This window comes from Klebsiella sp. GFKo11 (assembly GCF_056490265.1).
This window is the reverse complement of sequence record NZ_CM151369.1, coordinates 6,134,173-6,153,272: the sequence shown is the minus strand read 5'-3', so window position 1 is coordinate 6,153,272 and position 19,100 is coordinate 6,134,173. Positions and strand designations below refer to the sequence as shown.

At 52.0% G+C, this 19,100-nt stretch carries 17 protein-coding genes and 2 pseudogenes; 5 read left to right on the top strand and 14 right to left on the bottom strand.

The features are described from left to right. Position 1: 1 nt before the first annotated feature. The 4 genes from AC07P6_RS29470 to ppiC (AC07P6_RS29455) all read right to left on the bottom strand — a co-directional run bounded on the left by AC07P6_RS29470 (position 2) and on the right by ppiC (AC07P6_RS29455) (position 3,435). Positions 2-961 (bottom strand): C-terminal binding protein, encoded by a 960-nt coding sequence (locus AC07P6_RS29470; protein WP_478315289.1) that lies wholly within the window; start codon positions 959-961, stop codon positions 2-4. 112 nt (positions 962-1,073) lie between these two features. Then, on the bottom strand, positions 1,074-2,411 hold the full coding sequence (locus AC07P6_RS29465) for an MFS transporter (RefSeq protein WP_304254927.1): 1,338 nt from the start codon (positions 2,409-2,411) through the stop codon (positions 1,074-1,076). A 409-nt stretch (positions 2,412-2,820) separates the two neighbouring features. Then, on the bottom strand, positions 2,821-3,102 hold the full coding sequence (gene ppiC, locus AC07P6_RS29460; RefSeq protein ID WP_110276900.1) for a peptidylprolyl isomerase PpiC: 282 nt from the start codon (positions 3,100-3,102) through the stop codon (positions 2,821-2,823). Positions 3,103-3,153: 51 nt separating this feature from the next. Continuing rightward, a complete protein-coding gene (gene ppiC, locus AC07P6_RS29455; protein ID WP_110276899.1) occupies positions 3,154-3,435 on the bottom strand; it encodes a peptidylprolyl isomerase PpiC in 282 nt (93 codons plus the stop codon). Between the two features lie 194 nt (positions 3,436-3,629). On the opposite strand from ppiC (AC07P6_RS29455), the gene AC07P6_RS29450 reads away from it, so the two are divergent. From AC07P6_RS29450 to rep, 4 genes are all read left to right on the top strand, one after another. Beyond that, entirely contained in the window at positions 3,630-4,334 is a 705-nt protein-coding gene (locus tag AC07P6_RS29450; RefSeq protein ID WP_304254932.1) for a Crp/Fnr family transcriptional regulator, read from the top strand. A 26-nt stretch (positions 4,335-4,360) separates the two neighbouring features. Further along, the gene (locus AC07P6_RS29445) at positions 4,361-5,110 is read left to right on the top strand and encodes a nucleoside phosphorylase (protein ID WP_478315288.1); all 750 of its coding nucleotides are present in this window, start codon (positions 4,361-4,363) and stop codon (positions 5,108-5,110) included. Then, complete coding sequence (pnuC, locus tag AC07P6_RS29440; RefSeq protein ID WP_478315287.1) at positions 5,110-5,871, top strand: nicotinamide riboside transporter PnuC; 762 nt, start codon at positions 5,110-5,112, stop codon at positions 5,869-5,871. The genes AC07P6_RS29445 and pnuC overlap by 1 nt, the downstream gene beginning before the upstream one ends. Positions 5,872-5,970: 99 nt before the next feature. Continuing rightward, the gene (gene rep, locus AC07P6_RS29435; RefSeq protein WP_182235539.1) at positions 5,971-7,989 is read left to right on the top strand and encodes a DNA helicase Rep; all 2,019 of its coding nucleotides are present in this window, start codon (positions 5,971-5,973) and stop codon (positions 7,987-7,989) included. A 3-nt stretch (positions 7,990-7,992) separates the two neighbouring features. Here rep and AC07P6_RS29430 read toward each other — a convergent pair whose 3' ends face one another. Genes AC07P6_RS29430 through AC07P6_RS29420 form a run of 3 tightly spaced genes read right to left on the bottom strand, consistent with a single transcriptional unit; the run spans position 7,993 to position 11,389 of the window. Next, entirely contained in the window at positions 7,993-8,955 is a 963-nt protein-coding gene (locus AC07P6_RS29430) for a PfkB family carbohydrate kinase (RefSeq protein WP_478315285.1), read from the bottom strand. Then, complete coding sequence (locus AC07P6_RS29425) at positions 8,939-10,354, bottom strand: purine-cytosine permease family protein (protein ID WP_478315284.1); 1,416 nt, start codon at positions 10,352-10,354, stop codon at positions 8,939-8,941. The genes AC07P6_RS29430 and AC07P6_RS29425 overlap by 17 nt, the downstream gene beginning before the upstream one ends. Before the next feature lie 18 nt (positions 10,355-10,372). After that, entirely contained in the window at positions 10,373-11,389 is a 1,017-nt protein-coding gene (locus tag AC07P6_RS29420) for an ADP-ribosylglycohydrolase family protein (RefSeq protein ID WP_478315283.1), read from the bottom strand. Positions 11,390-11,609: 220 nt separating this feature from the next. Here AC07P6_RS29420 and AC07P6_RS29415 point away from each other — a divergent pair, with 220 nt between their 5' ends. After that, entirely contained in the window at positions 11,610-12,362 is a 753-nt protein-coding gene (locus AC07P6_RS29415; RefSeq protein WP_478315282.1) for a GntR family transcriptional regulator, read from the top strand. A gap of 64 nt (positions 12,363-12,426) precedes the next feature. Here AC07P6_RS29415 and AC07P6_RS29410 read toward each other — a convergent pair. The 7 genes and pseudogenes from AC07P6_RS29410 to rhlB form a co-directional block, all read right to left on the bottom strand. Then, positions 12,427-12,912 (bottom strand): annotated as a pseudogene (locus AC07P6_RS29410) (DUF554 domain-containing protein); the annotation flags it as partial. A gap of 15 nt (positions 12,913-12,927) precedes the next feature. Beyond that, a protein-coding gene (locus tag AC07P6_RS29405) for an IS1-like element IS1N family transposase (protein ID WP_087786203.1) occupies positions 12,928-13,622 on the bottom strand; the annotation gives its coding sequence in 2 pieces (ribosomal slippage) (positions 12,928-13,376 and positions 13,376-13,622; 696 coding nt in all). 61 nt (positions 13,623-13,683) lie between these two features. Next, positions 13,684-13,923, bottom strand: a pseudogene (locus tag AC07P6_RS29400) (DUF554 family protein); the annotation flags it as partial. A 75-nt stretch (positions 13,924-13,998) separates the two neighbouring features. Continuing rightward, complete coding sequence (locus AC07P6_RS29395; RefSeq protein ID WP_182235544.1) at positions 13,999-14,997, bottom strand: amidohydrolase family protein; 999 nt, start codon at positions 14,995-14,997, stop codon at positions 13,999-14,001. A 138-nt stretch (positions 14,998-15,135) separates the two neighbouring features. Further along, entirely contained in the window at positions 15,136-16,056 is a 921-nt protein-coding gene (locus tag AC07P6_RS29390; RefSeq protein WP_434664305.1) for a LysR family transcriptional regulator, read from the bottom strand. Positions 16,057-16,074: 18 nt separating this feature from the next. Further along, positions 16,075-17,583, bottom strand: a complete 1,509-nt coding sequence (gene gppA, locus AC07P6_RS29385) for a guanosine-5'-triphosphate,3'-diphosphate diphosphatase (protein WP_181484169.1) — start codon at positions 17,581-17,583, stop codon at positions 16,075-16,077. Positions 17,584-17,708: 125 nt separating this feature from the next. Continuing rightward, positions 17,709-18,974, bottom strand: coding sequence for an ATP-dependent RNA helicase RhlB (rhlB, locus tag AC07P6_RS29380; protein ID WP_110276892.1), 1,266 nt, complete (start codon positions 18,972-18,974; stop codon positions 17,709-17,711). Positions 18,975-19,100: the final 126 nt, after the last annotated feature.

The following is a 19,100-nucleotide window of genomic DNA, read 5'->3' as shown; positions in this document are numbered from 1 at the left end:
TCTATGGGTTAACCCAGTTAAGCGGCTGTTGGCCTTCAAATGCCCTACGTACTTCATATGCGGCTTTACTTTGCAGCTCGATCACCGACTCTTCGGTAAACCAGGCTGTGTGGTCCGTGCATAGGGTGTTATCCATTTGTAGTAATGGACTTTTTGCACTGAGGGGTTCGGATTCAAAAACATCGAGTCCGGCGGCGAAAATACGTTGTTGCAGCAAGGCGTTGATCAGCGCCTGTTCATCGATAAGCCCGCCGCGCGAGGTATTGACCAGAATGACGCTGGGCTTCATTTTTGCCAGTTCGGCCTCACCAATAAGGTGATGGGTGTCCGGGGTTAATGGTGCGTGAAGGGAGATGAAATCCGCTTCATGGCACAGCGTGTCGAGACTGACCCGGGTCACGCCAGCCAGTAACGCCTGCTCATCGGTAAGCAGCGGATCGACAACCATAATGCGCTTAAAGCCGATCCCGGATGCTTTTTGCACAAAGCAGCGGGAGATACGACCAAACCCGATGACGCCGAGCGTTTTTCCTGCTAGACGGAACATAGGTTCGCGTTGACCAACTCCCCATTGGCCACCGCGAACGTCGCGATTGCGGGTGGCGATGCGGCGCGTTGCGGCAAGGAGCAGCGCCAGAGCGTGCTCGGCAACGTCTTCAGACCCATAATCCGGAACGTTGGCGACATAGATTCCTTTCTCTCTTGCCGCCTGGCTATCGATATTGTCTACGCCGACGCCGTAGCGCACGATGATGCGGCACTGAAGCATCGCTTCAATCATGGGGCGACTGACGGTTGCTTCGCGGACCATGACGGCATCAGCATCGCTTACCTGGCGTAACTTCTCTTCCTGAGAGGCATTTGCCGGAACGACAACAAACTTCGGGTCCCACTCGCGTAAAATACTTTCTTCTGCGGAGTAATTTAAATATCCGGGTTCAATAACAACTATCTTCTTCATAATATCTACCACGCTTAATTATAAAATTAAGGATTTAATTTCTACGGCTGTAGTTCACCGCACCCTGAAAATAGGATGTGAAATTAGTGAGTGTTTTTCAGGCTTTATGTAATTACTGCGTAACGGGTTTAGCGTCCCTGATGGCGATGTTCTTTAACCAGCGAATAATTAATATTGTAACAATGCCGCCGATAAGCATAACTGCGCTTAAATATAACATTGGGGCAGAGTCACTTTTTTCTAAATCGCGTACCAGAGGAATGGTATTTTGCGCGAAGAATCCGCCCAGGTTTGCCAGTGAGTTAATAATAGCAATGCCTGCTGCCGCCGTTGCGCCTGAAAGAAACTTAGTTAAATTCCAGAAGCAAGGTTGAATCGCAAATACTGATAATACAACACCGCAAATACAGATGAAGCTAATAACGGGCTGTGTGAATGTCCAGACCGAGAGCAGCAGGCATATTGCGGCGGTGAACATAGGTAATGCAACATTAATATAAGGGTTCTCGGTGCGTTCTGGTTTACTGGTTATCCAGCGTAGCATCACGATAACCATTGCCCACGGGATCATGTTCACTAAGCCATTCATCATATCGGTGGCACCGAACGTTTTAACGATAGTCGGCATCCAGTAACTGATACCGTAGGCGCCAAAACAGATGAATCCGTATACCAGCGCCAGGGCCAGCACGCGCCAGTCGGTTAGTGACTTACCTAAACTATTGACCGATTTATCGGTGTTGGCATCCTGTTCGGCCGCCAGTTTTTTAATTAACCAGCTTTTCTCTTCTTTGTTTAAGAAGCGAGCCTGCTCCGGGCCTTGTGGGAACCATAGCAGCACCGGGGCAATCAGCAGAAGCGCCAGCACTCCGGTTGCCAGAAATAACCATTGCCATCCTTCCAGTCCCATAAAACCATGCATACTAAGCAGAGAGCCATTAATTGGGGCGCCAATCATATTTGCGACCATACTTGCCGTGACTAAATAACCGACAATACGTGGTCGATACTTTAAAGGGAACCATTTAGTGGAGTAGTAAATTAACCCAGGATAAAAGCTGGCTTCGGCAACGCCAAGAATGAAACGTAAGGCGTAAAACGTTGACATTTTTTCGGTCCACGCCAGCGCCATGGTAATGACTCCCCATGACAACAAGCTAATAGTGAACCAGCGCTTAGCACCGACTTTTGATAATATTAAATTTCCGGGAACGCTGAAAACTAAATAACCGATGAAAAAAAGCGATGCGCCGAGTCCAAAAGCCGCTTCACTCCATCCGAGGCTATCTACCATTTGTAATTTAGCAAAACTAATATTCTGACGATCTATATACGCCACGATGTACATCAATACCATCAGTGGGACAAGTTTCCTGGTCGTTTTTGTTACGATGATTTTTTCTAAATCATTTTTCGCATCCAGGGACTGTTGTTGTATTGAATGACTCATAACACGTGTTTCCTGAATAAAGTCATAAGGTCTGGTGCGCGTCTCCACACCATGATATGGAGTCCTGGGTTTGTCTTCATAGAGACGTCGCTGTTTTAGTCAGTTGAGACAATACCATTCAATCTGACATGTCACATAAGATATCACTCATTTTTTATATGACGACAGAGAGCGTAATAAATTGACGTTTAGATCACGAAAAATGGCGATAAAAATGCTTTATAGTGTGATTTTCATCACAAAAAAGTGAGAGGTATGAATGTTTTTGACATGTCAGATTTGAGAATTGGATGTGATGATGGTTCTGTCATTGCAGAAAAAGTCAGTATTCGTTATGAGGAGTGGGAATTTTTTCGCATAACTAACATGTCAGATGTTGGCCCTTTACGAAAGAAAAGGGCCAAACTGGTTATTTGCGGTACAGCACTTTGATGATGTGATAGCCGAACTGGGTGTGCAGTGGGCCGGTAGGTTCCAGCTCCGGGCAGGAGAACACGACTTTATCAAACGCAGGAACCATCTGGCCCTGTTTGAATTCACCTAAGTGGCCGCCTTTTTTGCCTGAAGGGCAAGTAGAGTGTTTCTTCGCCAGTTTCTCGAAATCGCCGCCGTTTTTAATCTGCTCCAGCAGGTCGAGGGCCAGTTTCTCTTCTTTAACCAGGATGTGCATTGCTGCCGCTGTTTTAGCCATGATCGCGCCTTGATTGAATGGGGATGAATCAGGGCGCAATAGTAGCATGGGCTAGCGGCGATATAGCACCTTAATGATGTGGTAGCCGAACTTGGTTTTGACCGGCCCGTAAGGCTTTAGCAGCGGGCAACTGAAGACGGCTTTATCAAACGGCCCGACCATTACCCCTTGATTAAACTCACCTAGATCGCCGCCGTTGCGGCCGGATGGGCACTTTGAATAACGCTTTGCCAGGTGATCAAAACTCACGCCGCGCTCCAGTTTCGTAAGGATCTCCTGCGCCAGCTTTTCGTCTTTTACCAGGATGTGCAGGGCTGCTGCGCTCTTTGCCATTATTTTGTTCTCACTTCTCAAAGATGTGCCGTTACTTTACCACCCGTCCTGGGCCTGGACATATACTCTTCGCCATCCCAGGACAGATGTCCCGCCTGGTTAATGGAAGCGGGAGATGAGCGACATTTTTACCCGGTGTATTCCTTCTTGCCCAGGACAGCCGTCCTGTCCTTCCCATCGTGGAGAGAGATAACATGGATGCAATGAAAAAAGCTGAGTTTTCAGTCGCCTGGCTTGCCGGGCTTAGCGAGATTGTTGGCGATCCGCAGCTGTATGAATTACTGAAATATTGCCCACTGGAAATTATGCAGCGTTGGCGCTTTGAAGAAATTCCGCGCGGCGCGTTTATCTGTCGACAGGGTGAAATATGCCAGCGTTTTTCGCTGATTATCGCCGGCGAGGTCGATGTCTTTTATGAGGCAGAAGATGGGCGTCGTTACCAGCAGGCTCGCTACGGTAAGGGCGACATGCTGGGTGAACTCGAAATCTTCGAGTCGCGCCAGTACATCTGCTCGGTTGTCGCAGTTGGCCATGTACAGCTGCTGAGCTTGTTGCAGGAGCATTTTTGCCGTTGGCTGGCGTTAGATAACCATTTTAACCAGCGGATGCTGCGCTTTTTTAGCCAGCAATATTACCAGCTGTCGAAAAAGGCCAGTAGCGACAACCTCTACTCGCTGCATCAGCGGATGTGCCAGGCATTATGGCAGCGCTACCAACAGAGCGGTGCGCGAGAAATCTTGCTCGATAAGCAGAATCTCAGCCAGGAATTTGCGGCAACCACCCGCAGTATTAACCGTATTTTGCACGACCTGAAGACGCTACAGATTATTGATACCGATGGCGAACGCATCGTGATATTAGCCCCTGAAAAATTAAAGCAGGAGGCTGATATCGGATAACAGCAAAGAGTTAAGGAGACGGGAGAATGGCGCTGCAACCCCATATTCAATTGAGCAGAGAAATGACAGGTGCGCGGTATGCGCTGTTGCCGGGAGATCCGCAGCGGGTGGATCGCATTGTCAGTTTTCTTGATAACCCGGAGTTGCTGGGCCAGAACCGGGAGTTTCGCGCCGCGCGAGGCTGGTATCAGGGCATTGAAATTCTGGTCGTCTCCACCGGCATCGGCGGGCCATCCACGGCTATCGCCATTGAAGAGCTACGCCAGATTGGCGTGACCACCTTAATTCGCATCGGAAGCTGTGGGGCATTGCAGGATAACCTTGCGCTCGGCGATGTGATTATCGCTCATGCTGCGGTTATGGATGACGGCACCAGCCGAACCTATGCGCCAGCGGGTTACCCGGCCTGCGCCGACCCGCGGCTTACCTGGGAACTGATGGCGCAGTCACTTAAAATGAATATCCCCGCCGTTTGCGGTCTGGTGCGTAGCCATGACAGTTTTTATACCGACCGCGAAGCAGAACTGGATGTGCAGTGGTCGGCGCGCGGTATTCTGGGGGCGGATATGGAAAGCGCCGCTTTGATGACTATCGGTACATTACGTGGGCTACGAACCGCCTCATTACTCAACGTGGTTGTTGCCCACAACGGTTGCCTGGACAGCAGTATCAATGATTATGTTCAGCAGGAAACGCTGTGCCAACAGGGCGAAGAACGACAAATTACTTTGGCGCTGTGCGCCATTTATTCCGATAGCCAGCAAGGGGGTCAGTGATGGACTTTTTTAGCATTAACAATGTGATGGTCAACATTCCTCTCGGCGAAGGCGGCTATGCGCTATCGTGGATTGAAGCCATCGGTACCGTGTTTGGCCTGTTGTGCATCTGGTGCGCCAGCCGGGAAAAAATTATCAACTATCTGTTTGGCCTGATTAACGTCACCCTGTTTGCGGCGATTTTTTTCCAGATCCAGCTCTACGCCAGCCTGCTGTTACAGGTGTTTTTCTTCGCCGCCAATATTTACGGCTGGTATGCGTGGAGCCGTCAGAATGATGAGAAAGAAGCCGCGTTGAAGGTACGCTGGCTCTCCCGCCAGCAAACGTTGAAGGTACGCTGGCTCTCCCGCCAGCAAACGTTAATGTTGGGCGGCGTCTGTGTGGTAGCTATTGTGCTGATGACGCAGTTTATCGATCCGGTGTTTGCGACGTTAACCCGTATCATGATCGCCCTGCTGCAAATGACCGGCATGCAGGTTGCGATGCCGGAATTGCAGCCTGACGCGTTCCCGTTCTGGGACTCCACGATGCTGGTGTTGTCCATTGCGGCGATGGTGCTGATGACGCGTAAATACGTGGAAAACTGGCTGCTGTGGGTGCTTATCGACGTGATTAGCGTGGTTATCTATGCGGTGCAGGGCGTTTACGCCATGTCGCTCGAGTACGTCCTGCTGACGGCGATCGCGGTGATGGGATCCTACAGTTGGATCAAAAGTGCGCAGCGCAACGGTTACACGCCGCTTGCCGGGACGGCTTCTTGATTTACAGATTACAGGCTGCCTGAAAGGGTAGCCTGTTGCTCTCTCCGCCTCTCTTTCTGCTACAATCCTCACCCCGTTCGAAGATTGAGCAATATTCCCATGCGTTTAAACCCTGGCCAACAACAAGCCGTCGAATTCGTTACCGGACCGTGCCTGGTGCTGGCGGGTGCCGGTTCCGGTAAGACCCGCGTTATTACCAATAAAATCGCCCACCTGATCCGTGGCTGCGGCTATCAAGCACGCCATATTGCAGCGGTGACTTTTACCAACAAGGCGGCTCGAGAGATGAAAGAGCGCGTCGGGCAAACGTTGGGACGTAAAGAAGCGCGTGGCTTGATGATTTCCACTTTCCATACGCTGGGGCTGGATATTATTAAGCGCGAGTACGCGGCGTTAGGGATGAAATCTAACTTCTCGTTGTTCGACGATACTGACCAGGTAGCATTGTTAAAAGATCTTACTGAAGGACGGATCGAAGATGACAAAGTGGTGTTCCAGCAGCTGATCTCGACGATCTCAAACTGGAAAAACGATCTGCAAACCCCTTCACAGGCTGCTGCAAATGCGAAAGGCGAACGGGATCGGATCTTTGCCCACTGCTATAGCCTGTACGATGCGCATATGAAAGCCTGCAACGTACTGGATTTTGACGATCTTATCCTGCTGCCAACGCTGTTGTTGCAGCGCAATGAAGAAGTGCGTGAACGCTGGCAGAACAAGATTCGCTATCTGCTGGTGGATGAATATCAGGATACCAACACCAGCCAATATGAACTGGTGAAATTGCTGGTGGGACAACGGGCGCGCTTTACCGTGGTGGGTGACGACGATCAGTCGATCTACTCCTGGCGCGGCGCGCGGCCGCAAAACCTGGTCCTGCTCAGTCAGGATTTCCCGGCGCTGCAGGTGATTAAGCTGGAGCAGAACTACCGCTCTTCCGGGCGTATCCTGAAGGCGGCCAACATCTTGATTGCCAATAACCCGCATGTCTTCGAGAAACGCCTGTTTTCCGAGCTGGGCTATGGCGTGGAACTGAAGGTACTCTCCGCCAATAATGAAGAACATGAAGCTGAACGCGTAGCCGGTGAACTGATCGCCCATCACTTTATTAATAAAACCGAATACAAGGACTATGCGATCCTTTATCGCGGCAACCACCAGTCGCGGGTTTTTGAAAAGATGCTGATGCAAAACCGCATCCCGTACAAAATTTCCGGCGGCACGTCGTTTTTCTCCCGCCCAGAGATTAAAGACCTTCTGGCTTATCTACGCGTGCTGACCAATCCGGACGACGACAGCGCTTTCCTGCGTATCGTTAATACGCCAAAGCGTGAAATTGGTTCGGCGACCCTGCAAAAATTGGGCGAGTGGGCTATGGGGCGTAACAAAAGCATGTTTACCGCCAGCTTCGATATGGGACTGAACCAGACGCTAACCGGGCGCGGCTATGAGTCGCTGACCCGCTTCACCCACTGGCTGCGGGAGATCCAACAGCTCTCAGAGCGTGAGCCTATTGTCGCCGTCCGCGACCTGATCCGCGGGGTGGATTATGAATCCTGGCTCTACGAGACCTCGCCTAGCCCGAAAGCCGCCGAAATGCGGATGAAAAACGTCAATATGCTCTTCACCTGGATGACCGAAATGCTGGAAGGGAGCGAAATCGATGAGCCGATGACGCTCACTCAGGTTGTCACCCGCTTCACGCTGCGCGATATGATGGAACGAGGGGAGTCTGATGAAGAGACGGATCAGGTTCAGCTGATGACGCTTCATGCCTCAAAGGGGCTGGAGTTTCCGTATGTTTATCTGGTCGGCATGGAAGAGGGGTTGCTTCCCCATCAAAGCAGCATTGACGAAGACAACGTCGATGAGGAACGACGCCTTGCTTACGTTGGCATCACTCGAGCACAGAAAGAACTGACCTTTACGCTATGTCGGGAACGCCGACAGTACGGTGAGCTAGTACGTCCGGAGCCGAGCCGCTTCCTGCTGGAGCTGCCGCAGGACGACCTGATTTGGGAGCAGGAGCGCAAGGTTATCTCGGCGGAAGAGAGGATGCATAAAGGCCAGGCGAACGTCGCCAACATCCGGGAGATGCTGGCGAAGGCGCGTAAATAGCAGTTAGCGATCGTTTTCCTGCCGAAGCTGGAACTGGCGTAGCTCCTGACGAGTGGGAGCGCCGTCTGAGCCTGGCCTGCTGACAACGATAGCTGCCACCTCATTGCCCAGCAGCGTCGCCTGACGCAGATTCATCCCGCAGGCCAGCCCGGCAATCGTTCCCGCACAGTGGCTGTCTCCTGCGGCAATTGTATCGTGAACTTCCACGCGGCAGGCTGGGATATGCTGCGGCCCTGCGTTGGGTTCAACTACCCACGCGCCATCCTTATCAAACCGACAAATCGCCCGCAGCTGCCAGTCGCTGACGAGTCGAGAAGCTGACTCAAGCGTGGCGTTCTCCTGGTGGTATAAACGTGCGCTTAGCGCGCTGAGTTCGTCGCGATTTAGGGTGAGTACGGGACGTTTGCGCAACAATGCCTGAATAAAATCAATATCCATATCGCACAGGCGAGGGCCAAAATCGACAAACAGCGTTTTATCTTCCGTAAGGCCCAGAATCCACTGGCGCAGCATTTCGCTGGCCAGCTCGTAGCCTGAGACGTAAATAATCGCGTCCTTCGGCTGCGGGATTTGCGCCAACAGCTCGGTGCTCCAGTGCTGCTCGCAGCCCTCAACGGTGATAAACGTCCGCTCTTTGTTGGCCTCTACGAGGGCCAGACACCAGCCGTTATCGTGGGTGGGATGGTGCAAGAGAACCGGTAAACTTTCCTGCGCCATTTTTTGCGCAACTGCTTGCCCCCAGTCGCCATTGCCCACCGGGATGGCGTTAACCGCGGCCAGGCCGAGGCGTGCGAGCGCGCGTGCGACGTTAAACGCGCAGCCGCCAATCTGCCGCCCACCATCGCTGGCGGAGACATCGCTACCGCTTTGCGGTAGCGTATCGAGGTGGAGAATAAGGTCGCCAAAAGCAGCGCCGATAACCACTATCGGCCGCTGGGGCGATAGCCGGTCAGCAGTTATTGTCACGGCAAGCCCCCTTTCTGGCTCCGAACACGAGATACAGCACCAGGCTCAGAATAAAAGAAACGAATAATCCCAGGCTTGAGTCCGCGAAAACCCCGACCGCGAAAGGCCCATCGATAAACCCGGTTTTGGATACCATCAATCCCGCCAACGCGCCGACAATCCAGCAGCCCAGCGCGGTTCGGTTCGCGCCGCTTTCCCTGAATAAGTCAGCTTCCGAATATCCGGCATGGCGGCGGATCCGGTAGAAATCGATGATGAAAATGGCGGCCCAGGCGGCCAGAAATACGCCGCAGAAAATCAGAAACGCAATAAACGGCCCGAGAAAATCTTTCGAGACAAACAGCACGTAGAGCGCGATCCCCAGAACCAATACGGCATCGATGGCCACGGCGGAACGCTGCTGTAGCTTAATCCCCATGCTTAACAGATTAAGGCTAGCGGAATAGAGGCTCAACACAGCGATGGTCACGACCCCGGCGGTAGCCGCGGCAAGATAGGGGATTGCCATCCAGGAAGGCAGTAGTTTGCCGATCGCGGAAATTGGATTTTCGCTGGACGCCAAATCAGGAATTTGGGCGGTAAGCAGTATCCCGGTGAGCATCAGCAGCAGTAAGGGAAGGGCGGCGCCGCTAACAACGGCGAGAAAAATGCTCTTTTCACCGGAATCAGGGCGCTGATCCCGACTATAGTCGGCACCGGCAATAGCCCAACTGATGCCGGTGCCCGCGGCGATAATAGAGACTGCCGGGAGAAAACCGGTCAGCCAACTGCCTGAAGGCAGGGCGAGGATGGCCTGCCAGTCCGCGGTGAACAGCAAATAAATCACTACCAGTAGCGTCATGGCACCAAAGATTCGGGTGATCCATTTTTGCATCATCAGCACGGCATTTTGGCCGAGTACGCTGACCAGCACGGTCAATCCGCCAAACAGGAAAAGCGATAGCGAAGTGGTCGTCAGGCTCTCTTCAAAACCCATGGCGGCAAACAGCGCGACGAGAGTGAGCGTGCCGGTAATGATATTGACCGATTCCCAGCCCATCAGGTTCACCCAGCAAAAGCTGGTGGGCGCGATATTACCGCGTTTGCCAAATATGACGCGGGAAAGTGTCAACGTTGTGGTGCGTCCAATTTTTCCGGCGATGCTGGTGACGCCGACCAGCGCAAAGGAGGCGACTCCTGCGACGGCAGCAAGAATTGACTGCCAGAATGAGAGGCCGAACGACACAATAACTGCACCGTAAACAACCCCAAGAATGCCGATATTCGCCGCGCACCAGACGAAAAAGAGCTGTACCGGCTTTTGGTTTTGGTGAATCGGGGGAACCAGACCGATCCCCAACTCCGCCATTCCGGGATCCGCCGTTTGGATATTGCCATCGTATGAAGCTTTGTTGTCCATATTGATGCCCTCTGTGAATTATGCGAAGCGGTAGCCTGCAAGCCGCTGTGCGTAAGGCGCGAAGTCGATGCCGTTGGCCTGATTAATCTGTTGTATATGTTCTTCAGGGAAAGCTTCTATACCATGAAGCGCGCCGCAGATAGCCGTTGCCATCGCACCAATGGTGTCGGTGTCGCCGCCTAAATTTGCCGCCAGCATGGCGCATTTCATGGGCTGCGTTCCTGACAGTTCGACAAGCGCAATTGCTGCCGGGACGGATTCGATAATATCCATGCCGGCACCGATATCTTCGTAAATACGTTCAATGCCTGTCAGGTGGTCAGCCTCTCTGGTCATCATATCTAACGCTAAGTGGATGCGATTCCCGAGAAGTGGACTAAAAGTGGACTCATAATGGCGCTGGGTTTCATTTGCGAGTGATGCCAGCTCGGTTTTGATTAACGGCCACCCGGCACCTTCAATGGCGCGGCTGATGGCCCAGGCAATCACCACCGCGCCGGCAATCGCGATATCTGATTTGTGCGTCGGGAGGCAGGATAGCCGTACTTGCTCAATGAAAAATGTTCTGTCCCTGGTTGGTAGTAGACAGCCCATCGGCGCCACGCGCATTGCTGCACCGTTGGTCACACCGTTGGCCACTATCTCATCCAGCACCTGCCCCTGCTCGAGCGCGAGCAGGGAAGCTTTCGAAGTCGGGCCGAGAATATTCTTCTCAAATGCCTCATAGCGTCTGGCCCACAGCAGTATATGTCTGGCGATAGCGAGTGGATCGGTGACGCCGTTGGTTTCATTGAGTGCATCCATCAAAGCGATGCATTGATGCGTGTCATCGGTAAACTCCGCGGCGCTAAATTCACTGGCCGCAATATTCTCTTTCGGTCCGGGAAGGAAACGTTCAATCCAACCAAAATGGTTGATGATTCGACGTTTAGGCCACAGCTCGGAAGGCATTCCCATTGCATCACCCACGGCTTGCCCATAAAGACAGCCAAGGATGCGGCGTTCGGCGGTATAGGTAGGGCGAATATCAGTCATCGACGACTCCCGGCAAGAGGTGAATAAAAGTTGTACTAAAAATAGATCCAGATTAAGTCCAGTTAAAGTCCTTTATAATCACTCTGTGATCGATAGCGCATTCTGATAGCAAATTAGGATCTGGGAGAGCGCGGAGGGGCGGTATGATGGGGCTATAGATTCCAGTATGGATCCACTATGATAAATCCACTGCTGCTTAATCCCTTAAGGCCACTAAATTATGTCGCAACCGCTGTTTGAGTATATAAAAGGTCGCCTGAATGCTGAGGCGCCTGCGCCGCTTTATATTCAATTAAAACAGGCTATTGAAGCTGCAATAGCGGATCGGTTACTGGTTCATGGCAGTATTTTGCCCTCTGAACGCAAAATGTCTCAGGCTCTTGAGCTATCGCGCGTGACGGTGGTTAAAGCGCTGGAGGCGCTACTGGAAGCCGGCTTGGTTATTAAGCGCCACGGGAAAGGCACCGAGGTGAATCTGCCGGTAAGCTATAATCTTGCCAGCGGCGGATTTTCTGCTCAGCTACAAAATTCAGGGACGGTGTCCAACCGGTGGTTGGTGAGGGAAAAATTGGCGGCGGACGATATTCTGGCTCGCGAACTGGAGATCCCGGTCGGAGATCGGGTGGCGAAAATAAAACGCGTGCGTTTAGTTGACGCCCTTCCGGTTTCCATCGAAACCATGTTTATTCCTGAACGTTTTTTGCCTCGCCCGGATTTACTCGAAGGCTCTCTGTATGTCCACTGGGCTGAAAACAATATTTTTCCCGATCTTCAGGATTACTCTCTGACGGTGCATATCCCTTCGGGTGAAGAGCTGAATTTGCTCGATTTACCCCAAGGAGTACCGTTGATGAAAATTACGCTGAAAAGCCGTAACGCTCATGGGGAGGTGCTTGAGTACGGCACCGCGTTTTGCCTGAGTAACTACTTTAATTTTGATTTCAGAGTAAAGCTTCAGTCGTTGCGGGCATAGGGCACTGTAGGCACAGTCTGGAAAGATGATACCAGCATCCGGGCGATGCTGGTGTTATTAGCTTTCAAGCGACGAATTGCTGCCACACGGCGGAGAAGGGCATTACCAGGATTAGCGATGGCAGCATATTCGCCGTAGGAAAGGCGCGAATTCCGCAGAGCCGAAAACCTGTCGCCAGCATGATGATGCCCCCGCAGGCCGTAAAATCGGCCACCATCGAGGGATTAATCATCGTCATGATAAAACTGGCGGCAAAAAAGAGAATAACGAAGACAATAAGCTGAGGCACAAAGATGACGGCGATAATGTAGCCGAGTGCGGAGGCAAAAATCGCGGCGGTGAAGAAATCGAGGATAGATTTTGTAAACAGTATCGTTGCATCTCCGGTCATACCTTCCGTTAAGGCACCGAAAATACCGGTGCCGCTGGCGCAGAACAAAATCAATACGGCGATAAATTGATTAGTAAAATCCTCCGCATTGATGCCTGCATCCCCTTTGGTGGGGAATATTTTCTCAATCGGGCCGCGCAGCTTAACGCCTGCGTTTTCGGGTGATGCTTCCAATTAGTAGAACATGTGTTTTTCAATAAACGTCCCGATGACTTTTTCGTGGATCTCTACTGAACGCGAGAAGCAGATTGTTTTACGAGCCAAGCGCTTAATGCGGGTGCGCAGCGTCAGGTTATTGCGCTCAATCCGTTGGGTGAATATTTTTCCGGTCAGATGCTTATCCTTCGGCACCTCCCGGCCATAGCTGCCCCAGTCGTCGCTGGTGATCATGCCGATGTTGAATGGCGTAAGCAGTGCCAGTAGTTCCCGGCAGGTTTCATCGGTACGGGGACCAAAAGTGTAGGCCAGTACACCCCCTGTTTTGGTGTTATACGCGTACCAGAGCCAGTGTTGCCGGGCTTTACTGCCAACGAAACTCCATTGCTCATCAAGTTCGCAGATAAGCGCCACATCAGCATGAGCAACGGGCGAAGACGTTATTCGCTTTGGCGTGAGTTTTTTAAAGTCCGGATGACGGTGTTAATGCCAATTTTCAGTGTTCTGGCGGTATCGCGAACCCCGGCGCCATTGAAGGCCATTTCAGTGATCAGCTCTTTAATGCCCGGCTTACGGGCCTCATAAGTGTAAGTGAGCTGAAAAACGCGGTGGCAGTCACGGCAGCGAAATCTGTCATGGCCTTTAGGGTTCTGACCATGGCGGTAGACCTGTGCAGACTGACAACGAGGACAATGAATGTTAACGCTGGCCATGAAAGAACCTCAAAAGCCCGCATTATACATCAGATTCAACTAATTAGAGGCATCACCCGTTTTCGATATGTTTTTCAATATGCGCCAGGCTACCAATAATGGTGCCGACAATGACCGCCAGGGCGATGGGCGGAAGGTTTACCAGTTTGTTGAGGAAAAATACGCCCATGCTGATCGAAATTAATCCGGCAATTAAAGGTAAGGTCTTTTTTAAATGCTCAGGAATAAATCGGTTGAGAGAGGCACCGAAAATTGCACCGACAAGCAGTGAGCCGCTGCAAACAAAAATACCCACTGGCATAGCATCTCCTCCTTTTTGTGTGGCGGATAAATAAAAGGGCCTGATTGCAGGCCCCTTTATCATAATCATGCTTAATTATTTAATATTGAATACGCGGCTGGCGTTGCCCCAGGCGATTTTATTTTTCAGTTCCGTCTCCATTTCCAGCGGATCAAACCAATCGCAAGCTTGATGGATATCTTCGTACGGATAATCGACGGAGAACATCACGCGATCCGGGCCCATAATATCCAGCGCATTTTGCAGAGAATAGGTATTGAAGTGACCGCTGGTGGTGACGATGAAGTTATTCTGCAAATAGTGCATTAACGGTTTTTCCGCTTTACCTAAACCGCAACCGAAGCGCTGACGGTAGAGACGATGCTGAGTACGCGGCAGCATGTGAACCAGGCCTTCACCTAAATGCCCCAGCACCAGATTCAGATTAGGATAACGGTCAAACAGGCCGCTCATCATCAGGCGAATAGCGTGAACTGCGGTTTCCTGGGCAAAACCCCAGGCTGAGCCGATCAGGCTTTCATAGCCGGTGTAGATCCCGCGAGCCGGGCCTTCCAGAGGTTCGCGAGGATGCAGGTAAACCGGGACGTTAAGCTCATTCACTTTATCCCAAAATACCAGCATGGATTCATCATCCAGGTACAGGCCGTGTTCGCTATCCTGAACATTGGTGTAACCGTTAATCAGTGCGCCTTTCATGCCGAGTTTTTTAACCGCACGCTCCAGTTCTTCAGCAGCGGCTTCCGGGTTTTGCAATGCCAGGGTAGCAAAAGCGCTGAATTTATCTGGATTGGGTTTCACATAGCTTTCGACAATATAGTCGTTAGTTTCACGAGCGAAGGAAACCGCCTCGGCTTTATTAAGAATAGACTGCGCGCCAGGTGAAGTTAATGACAAAATAACGTGATCAATATTACGTTGAGCCATTTCGTCAAGCTGGTAGCTGCGATCTAATAAACGACGCTCAACGTCTTTCATATAATCAGAGCCATTTCTTGCCGCTTCGCCGGTAGAATCCCAAAGGCTGTTATTTTTAGGTGTTGAAACGTGTTCTTCTAAAGCGATTTTTCCACGCATGATATATTCCTCTGAACTGTTTTTTCGTATGACTTGATGCGAGGAGAATAAGTTTTTTTAGGTATTGACGGCAATAAGAGGAATGTAATACGGGTTATCAGAAAAACTAATACAGTATTATTTTTGAAAGATTAAAAATTAATAAAGGATGGTATTGCTACCCGTCATAGCAAAGTTGGCGATCAGTGACCGTAACCAGATGTGGCCGGGATCGCGGTGCAGGCGCTGATGCCAGACCTGGCGAATTGCAATTTCCGGCAGTGAGAACGGCAGCGGCCAGCTGCGGCAGGGATAGCGATGGATGATATGGCGCGCCAATTGCTCCGGTACGACGGCGATCAGCTCGCTGCCTGCAACCAGCTCACCCGCGCCTAAAAAGCTGGGCAGCGTAAGGGAGATACGACGTGGCATACCGTACTCATTGAGCAACTTATCAATATCGCCATGTCCGGTACCGTTAACGTGAACCGCCAGATGCTTTTCCAGCCGCCAGTTTTCAGCGGTAAACGTGGAGCAGATTCTGGGGTGATTTTCTGCCGCGAGGCAGACATATGATTGATTAAACAGGCGCTGTTGGTAAACGCTATCCGGTAGCTGCATCAGATAACCGATGGCTAAATCACACTTACCTGACTCGAGAGCACCCAGCGTTTGATCATCAATATTCAGCACTGAAAAGGTAATCGCTTCCGCATTCTGCTGCTGTAATTGCGCTTGCAGCGGCGGTAACAACGTCATCTGGCTGATATCGGTCATGCCGATGGTGAAATTACGCGTGCTGGTTTGCGGGATAAATTCAGGGTTACCAGGCAGTTCGTTATCGACCAACTGAAGAATGGTAAAAATGGTCTGTGCAATATCGTCAGCTCGCGGCGTGGGTATCATTCGCTGCCCGATGCGCACGAACAAAGGGTCGTCAAAATGGTCGCGTAGCTTTTTCAATAGCAGGCTACCGGTAGGCTGACTGATGTTCAGCGCTTCGGCGGCAGACGAAACATTCCCCAGGCGGAATAGGGCGGAAAAAAAACGCAGCGATTTGAAATCCAGTTCTTCCCGCATCATCTCTTCCTGTCAGGACTATTTTGTCGCGCTATCCCCGTTGAGCAGCAGCGGCCAATGGACATAGCTTTGCCACTGGCACTCTTGTTCTACCATCTCCCGCCCCAGCGGATGATTTTCCAGCCAACCCTCCGGCAGCGTCAGCGTGAGTTTCTCGCCTTCGGCGGCCAGCGCGATCATCGGCAGCAGGTCGTCGCGTCGACGGCTGGCAAACAGGATCGCCAGACGCAGCAGACGGCACATGTGCTCAGCCACCCTCGGCGGAACTGCGTTCTGTTGATGAATCGAAGAGAGATCGACCGCGTTGGTTTGGTTTAATAACAGCGTCGCGAGCAGCTTTTTTTGCGCAGGTGTGAAACCGGGCAGGTCGAGATTTCGAACGAGCCAGGCCGCGTGCAGAGGCGCTTGCTTATACTCTACGCTCAGGCCTATTTCATGCAGCTGACAGGCACTTTGCAGCAGATCGAAGCATAATGGCTCAATATCCCAACTATTTTCCACCTGACGAACAAAATGCGCGGACAGCTGTGCAACGCGCTGCGCCTGCTCGGTATCCACCAGAAACCGACGCTGAATATTACGCAGCGTGCGGCTACGAATATCCTGATCGACCGACAGATGCAGCATGCCGTAGACAAGACCTTCACGCAGTGCCCCACCCGCGAGGGTCATACACTGAATGTTCAGCTCACTGAAAATGGCCATCAGTATTGCCAGACCGCTCGGGAAGACTAACGCCCGTTCGAGCGTTAAGCCTTCAATCTCCAGCTCTTCCAGACGACCGCACTGAATCGCGCGCTGTTTGAGCTGTTGTAGTTTGGCTAAGGTGATGCGTTCATCCATCCCCTGCGCCATCATGATTTCCTGCAAGGCCTGAACGGTGCCTGAGGCACCGACGCACACTTTCCAGCCGTGATAGCGCAGAACATCGGCCACGGGGCGCAGCACTTCGCGCGCGGCGGTTTCGGCAAGGTCAAAATTTTCTTTGGTGAGGCTGCGATCGGCGAAGTAGCGCTCCAGCCAGGTGACGCAGCCCATCGACAGGCTGAAAAGCGAGGTGGTTTGCGCGCCGGTTCCGGTAACCAGCTCAGTACTGGCTCCGCCGATATCCACGACCAGACGCTGGTCCGCGCCGCCAGTGGTATGCGCAACGCCCTGATAAATCAGACGTGCTTCCTCTTCTCCGCTGATGACCTGCACCGGGCAGCCGAGGATTTCCCGCGCTTTTTCCAGAAATTCACCGGCGTTCACTGCCAGGCGCAGCGTCGCGGTGGCGACCACGCGAATTTGCGCTGGAGGTATATCCTGCAGGCGTTCGGCAAACAGACGTAAACATTGCCAGCCGCGCTCCATTGCTTCTGCGGAGAGCGTATTGTCGCTATTCAGACCGGCAGCCAAACGCACTTTGCGTTTAATACGACTGAGGGTCTGGATGCTCCCCGCCACCTCGCGTACAACCAACATATGAAAGCTATTGGAACCCAGGTCGATAGCTGCATAGAGCGAGGTGGAGCTCATACACTTCATCCTTCAAATTGCCTCTGTGTTGGCTGCGTTCTCTTACCCGAATCACTCACCAGAGTAAGCTCATCGGGATTCGTTCTCTTGCCGCCTTGATGCAACTTGAATGATTTTGTGTATGGCATATTGCTTTAACCTGAACGACGACGGTTACGTGGCGGACCGTTACGGCGTGGACCGTTACCCGGACGCGGACGCGTCAGGCGAAGCGCCCTTGGCAGATCGGTCATGAGCGCATCTGGATTGTATTTGCTCACCGGAATCGAATGTCCAATATAGGTTTCGATAGCCGGCAGGTTCAACGCGTACTCTTCACAAGCCAGGCTGATTGAGTGACCGCTAGCGCCAGCGCGTCCGGTACGACCGATGCGGTGAACGTAGTCTTCACAATCGTCCGGTAGGTCGTAGTTAAAGACGTGAGTAACCGCTGGGATATGCAGACCACGTGCGGCTACATCTGTTGCCACCAGGATATCGATATCGCCACGGGTGAACTCTTCGAGAATTCGTAGACGTTTTTTCTGCGCGACGTCACCGGTCAACAGGCCGACGCGATGCCCGTCTGCTGCCAGATGGCCCCAGACATCCTCACAGCGGTGTTTGGTATTGGCGAAGATAATTGCACGATCGGGCCACTCTTCTTCCAGCAGCGTCTGCAGCAGGCGCATTTTTTCTTCGTTGGAAGGATAGAATAACTCTTCTTTAATACGGTGGCCTGTTTTCTGCTCCGGCTCGACTTCAACGTATTCGGCGTTGTTCATTTGCTCGAACGCCAGTTCACGCACGCGATAAGAAAGGGTGGCAGAAAACAGCATGTTCAGGCGCTGATTGGCCGGCGGCATACGACGGAACAGCCAACGAATATCTTTAATAAAGCCAAGATCGTACATGCGATCGGCTTCGTCGAGGACAACAACCTGAATGGCGCCGAGGTTGATATGGTTCTGTTTGGCGTAGTCGATAAGGCGACCGGTGGTACCGATCAGAATATCAACGCCGCTTTCCAGTACTTTCAACTGCTTGTCGTAGCCGTCGCCGCCGTATGCGAGGCCGAGCTTCAGACCAGCAGTCTGTGCCAGCGGTTCTGCATCAGCGTGGATCTGCACTGCCAGTTCACGGGTCGGAGCCATGATCAGTGCGCGCGGCTGGTTGACCTGGCGGTCAGCAATGGCCGGGTGAGTGAGAAGATAATGAAACGTTGACGTAAGAAACGCCATCGTTTTACCGGTACCGGTTTGCGCCTGCCCGGCAACATCACGACCTTCCAGCGTCAGCGGGAGAGCGAGTGCCTGGATGGGTGTGCAATTATGAAACCCTTTTGTTTCAAGGGCTTCAATCACTGCCGGGTGCAGGGCGAAGTCGGAAAACTTCTGTTCTGTTAAGTGTGTTTTGCTCATAGTGTGGTAGAATATCAGCTAACTATTGCATTAAGAAAGCGTATCCGGTGAAATAACGTCAACCTTTCGTTGGCTATGCATGAAATGACTCAAGGTGCGTCTGCAGCAACTGAACGAATCCTCGAA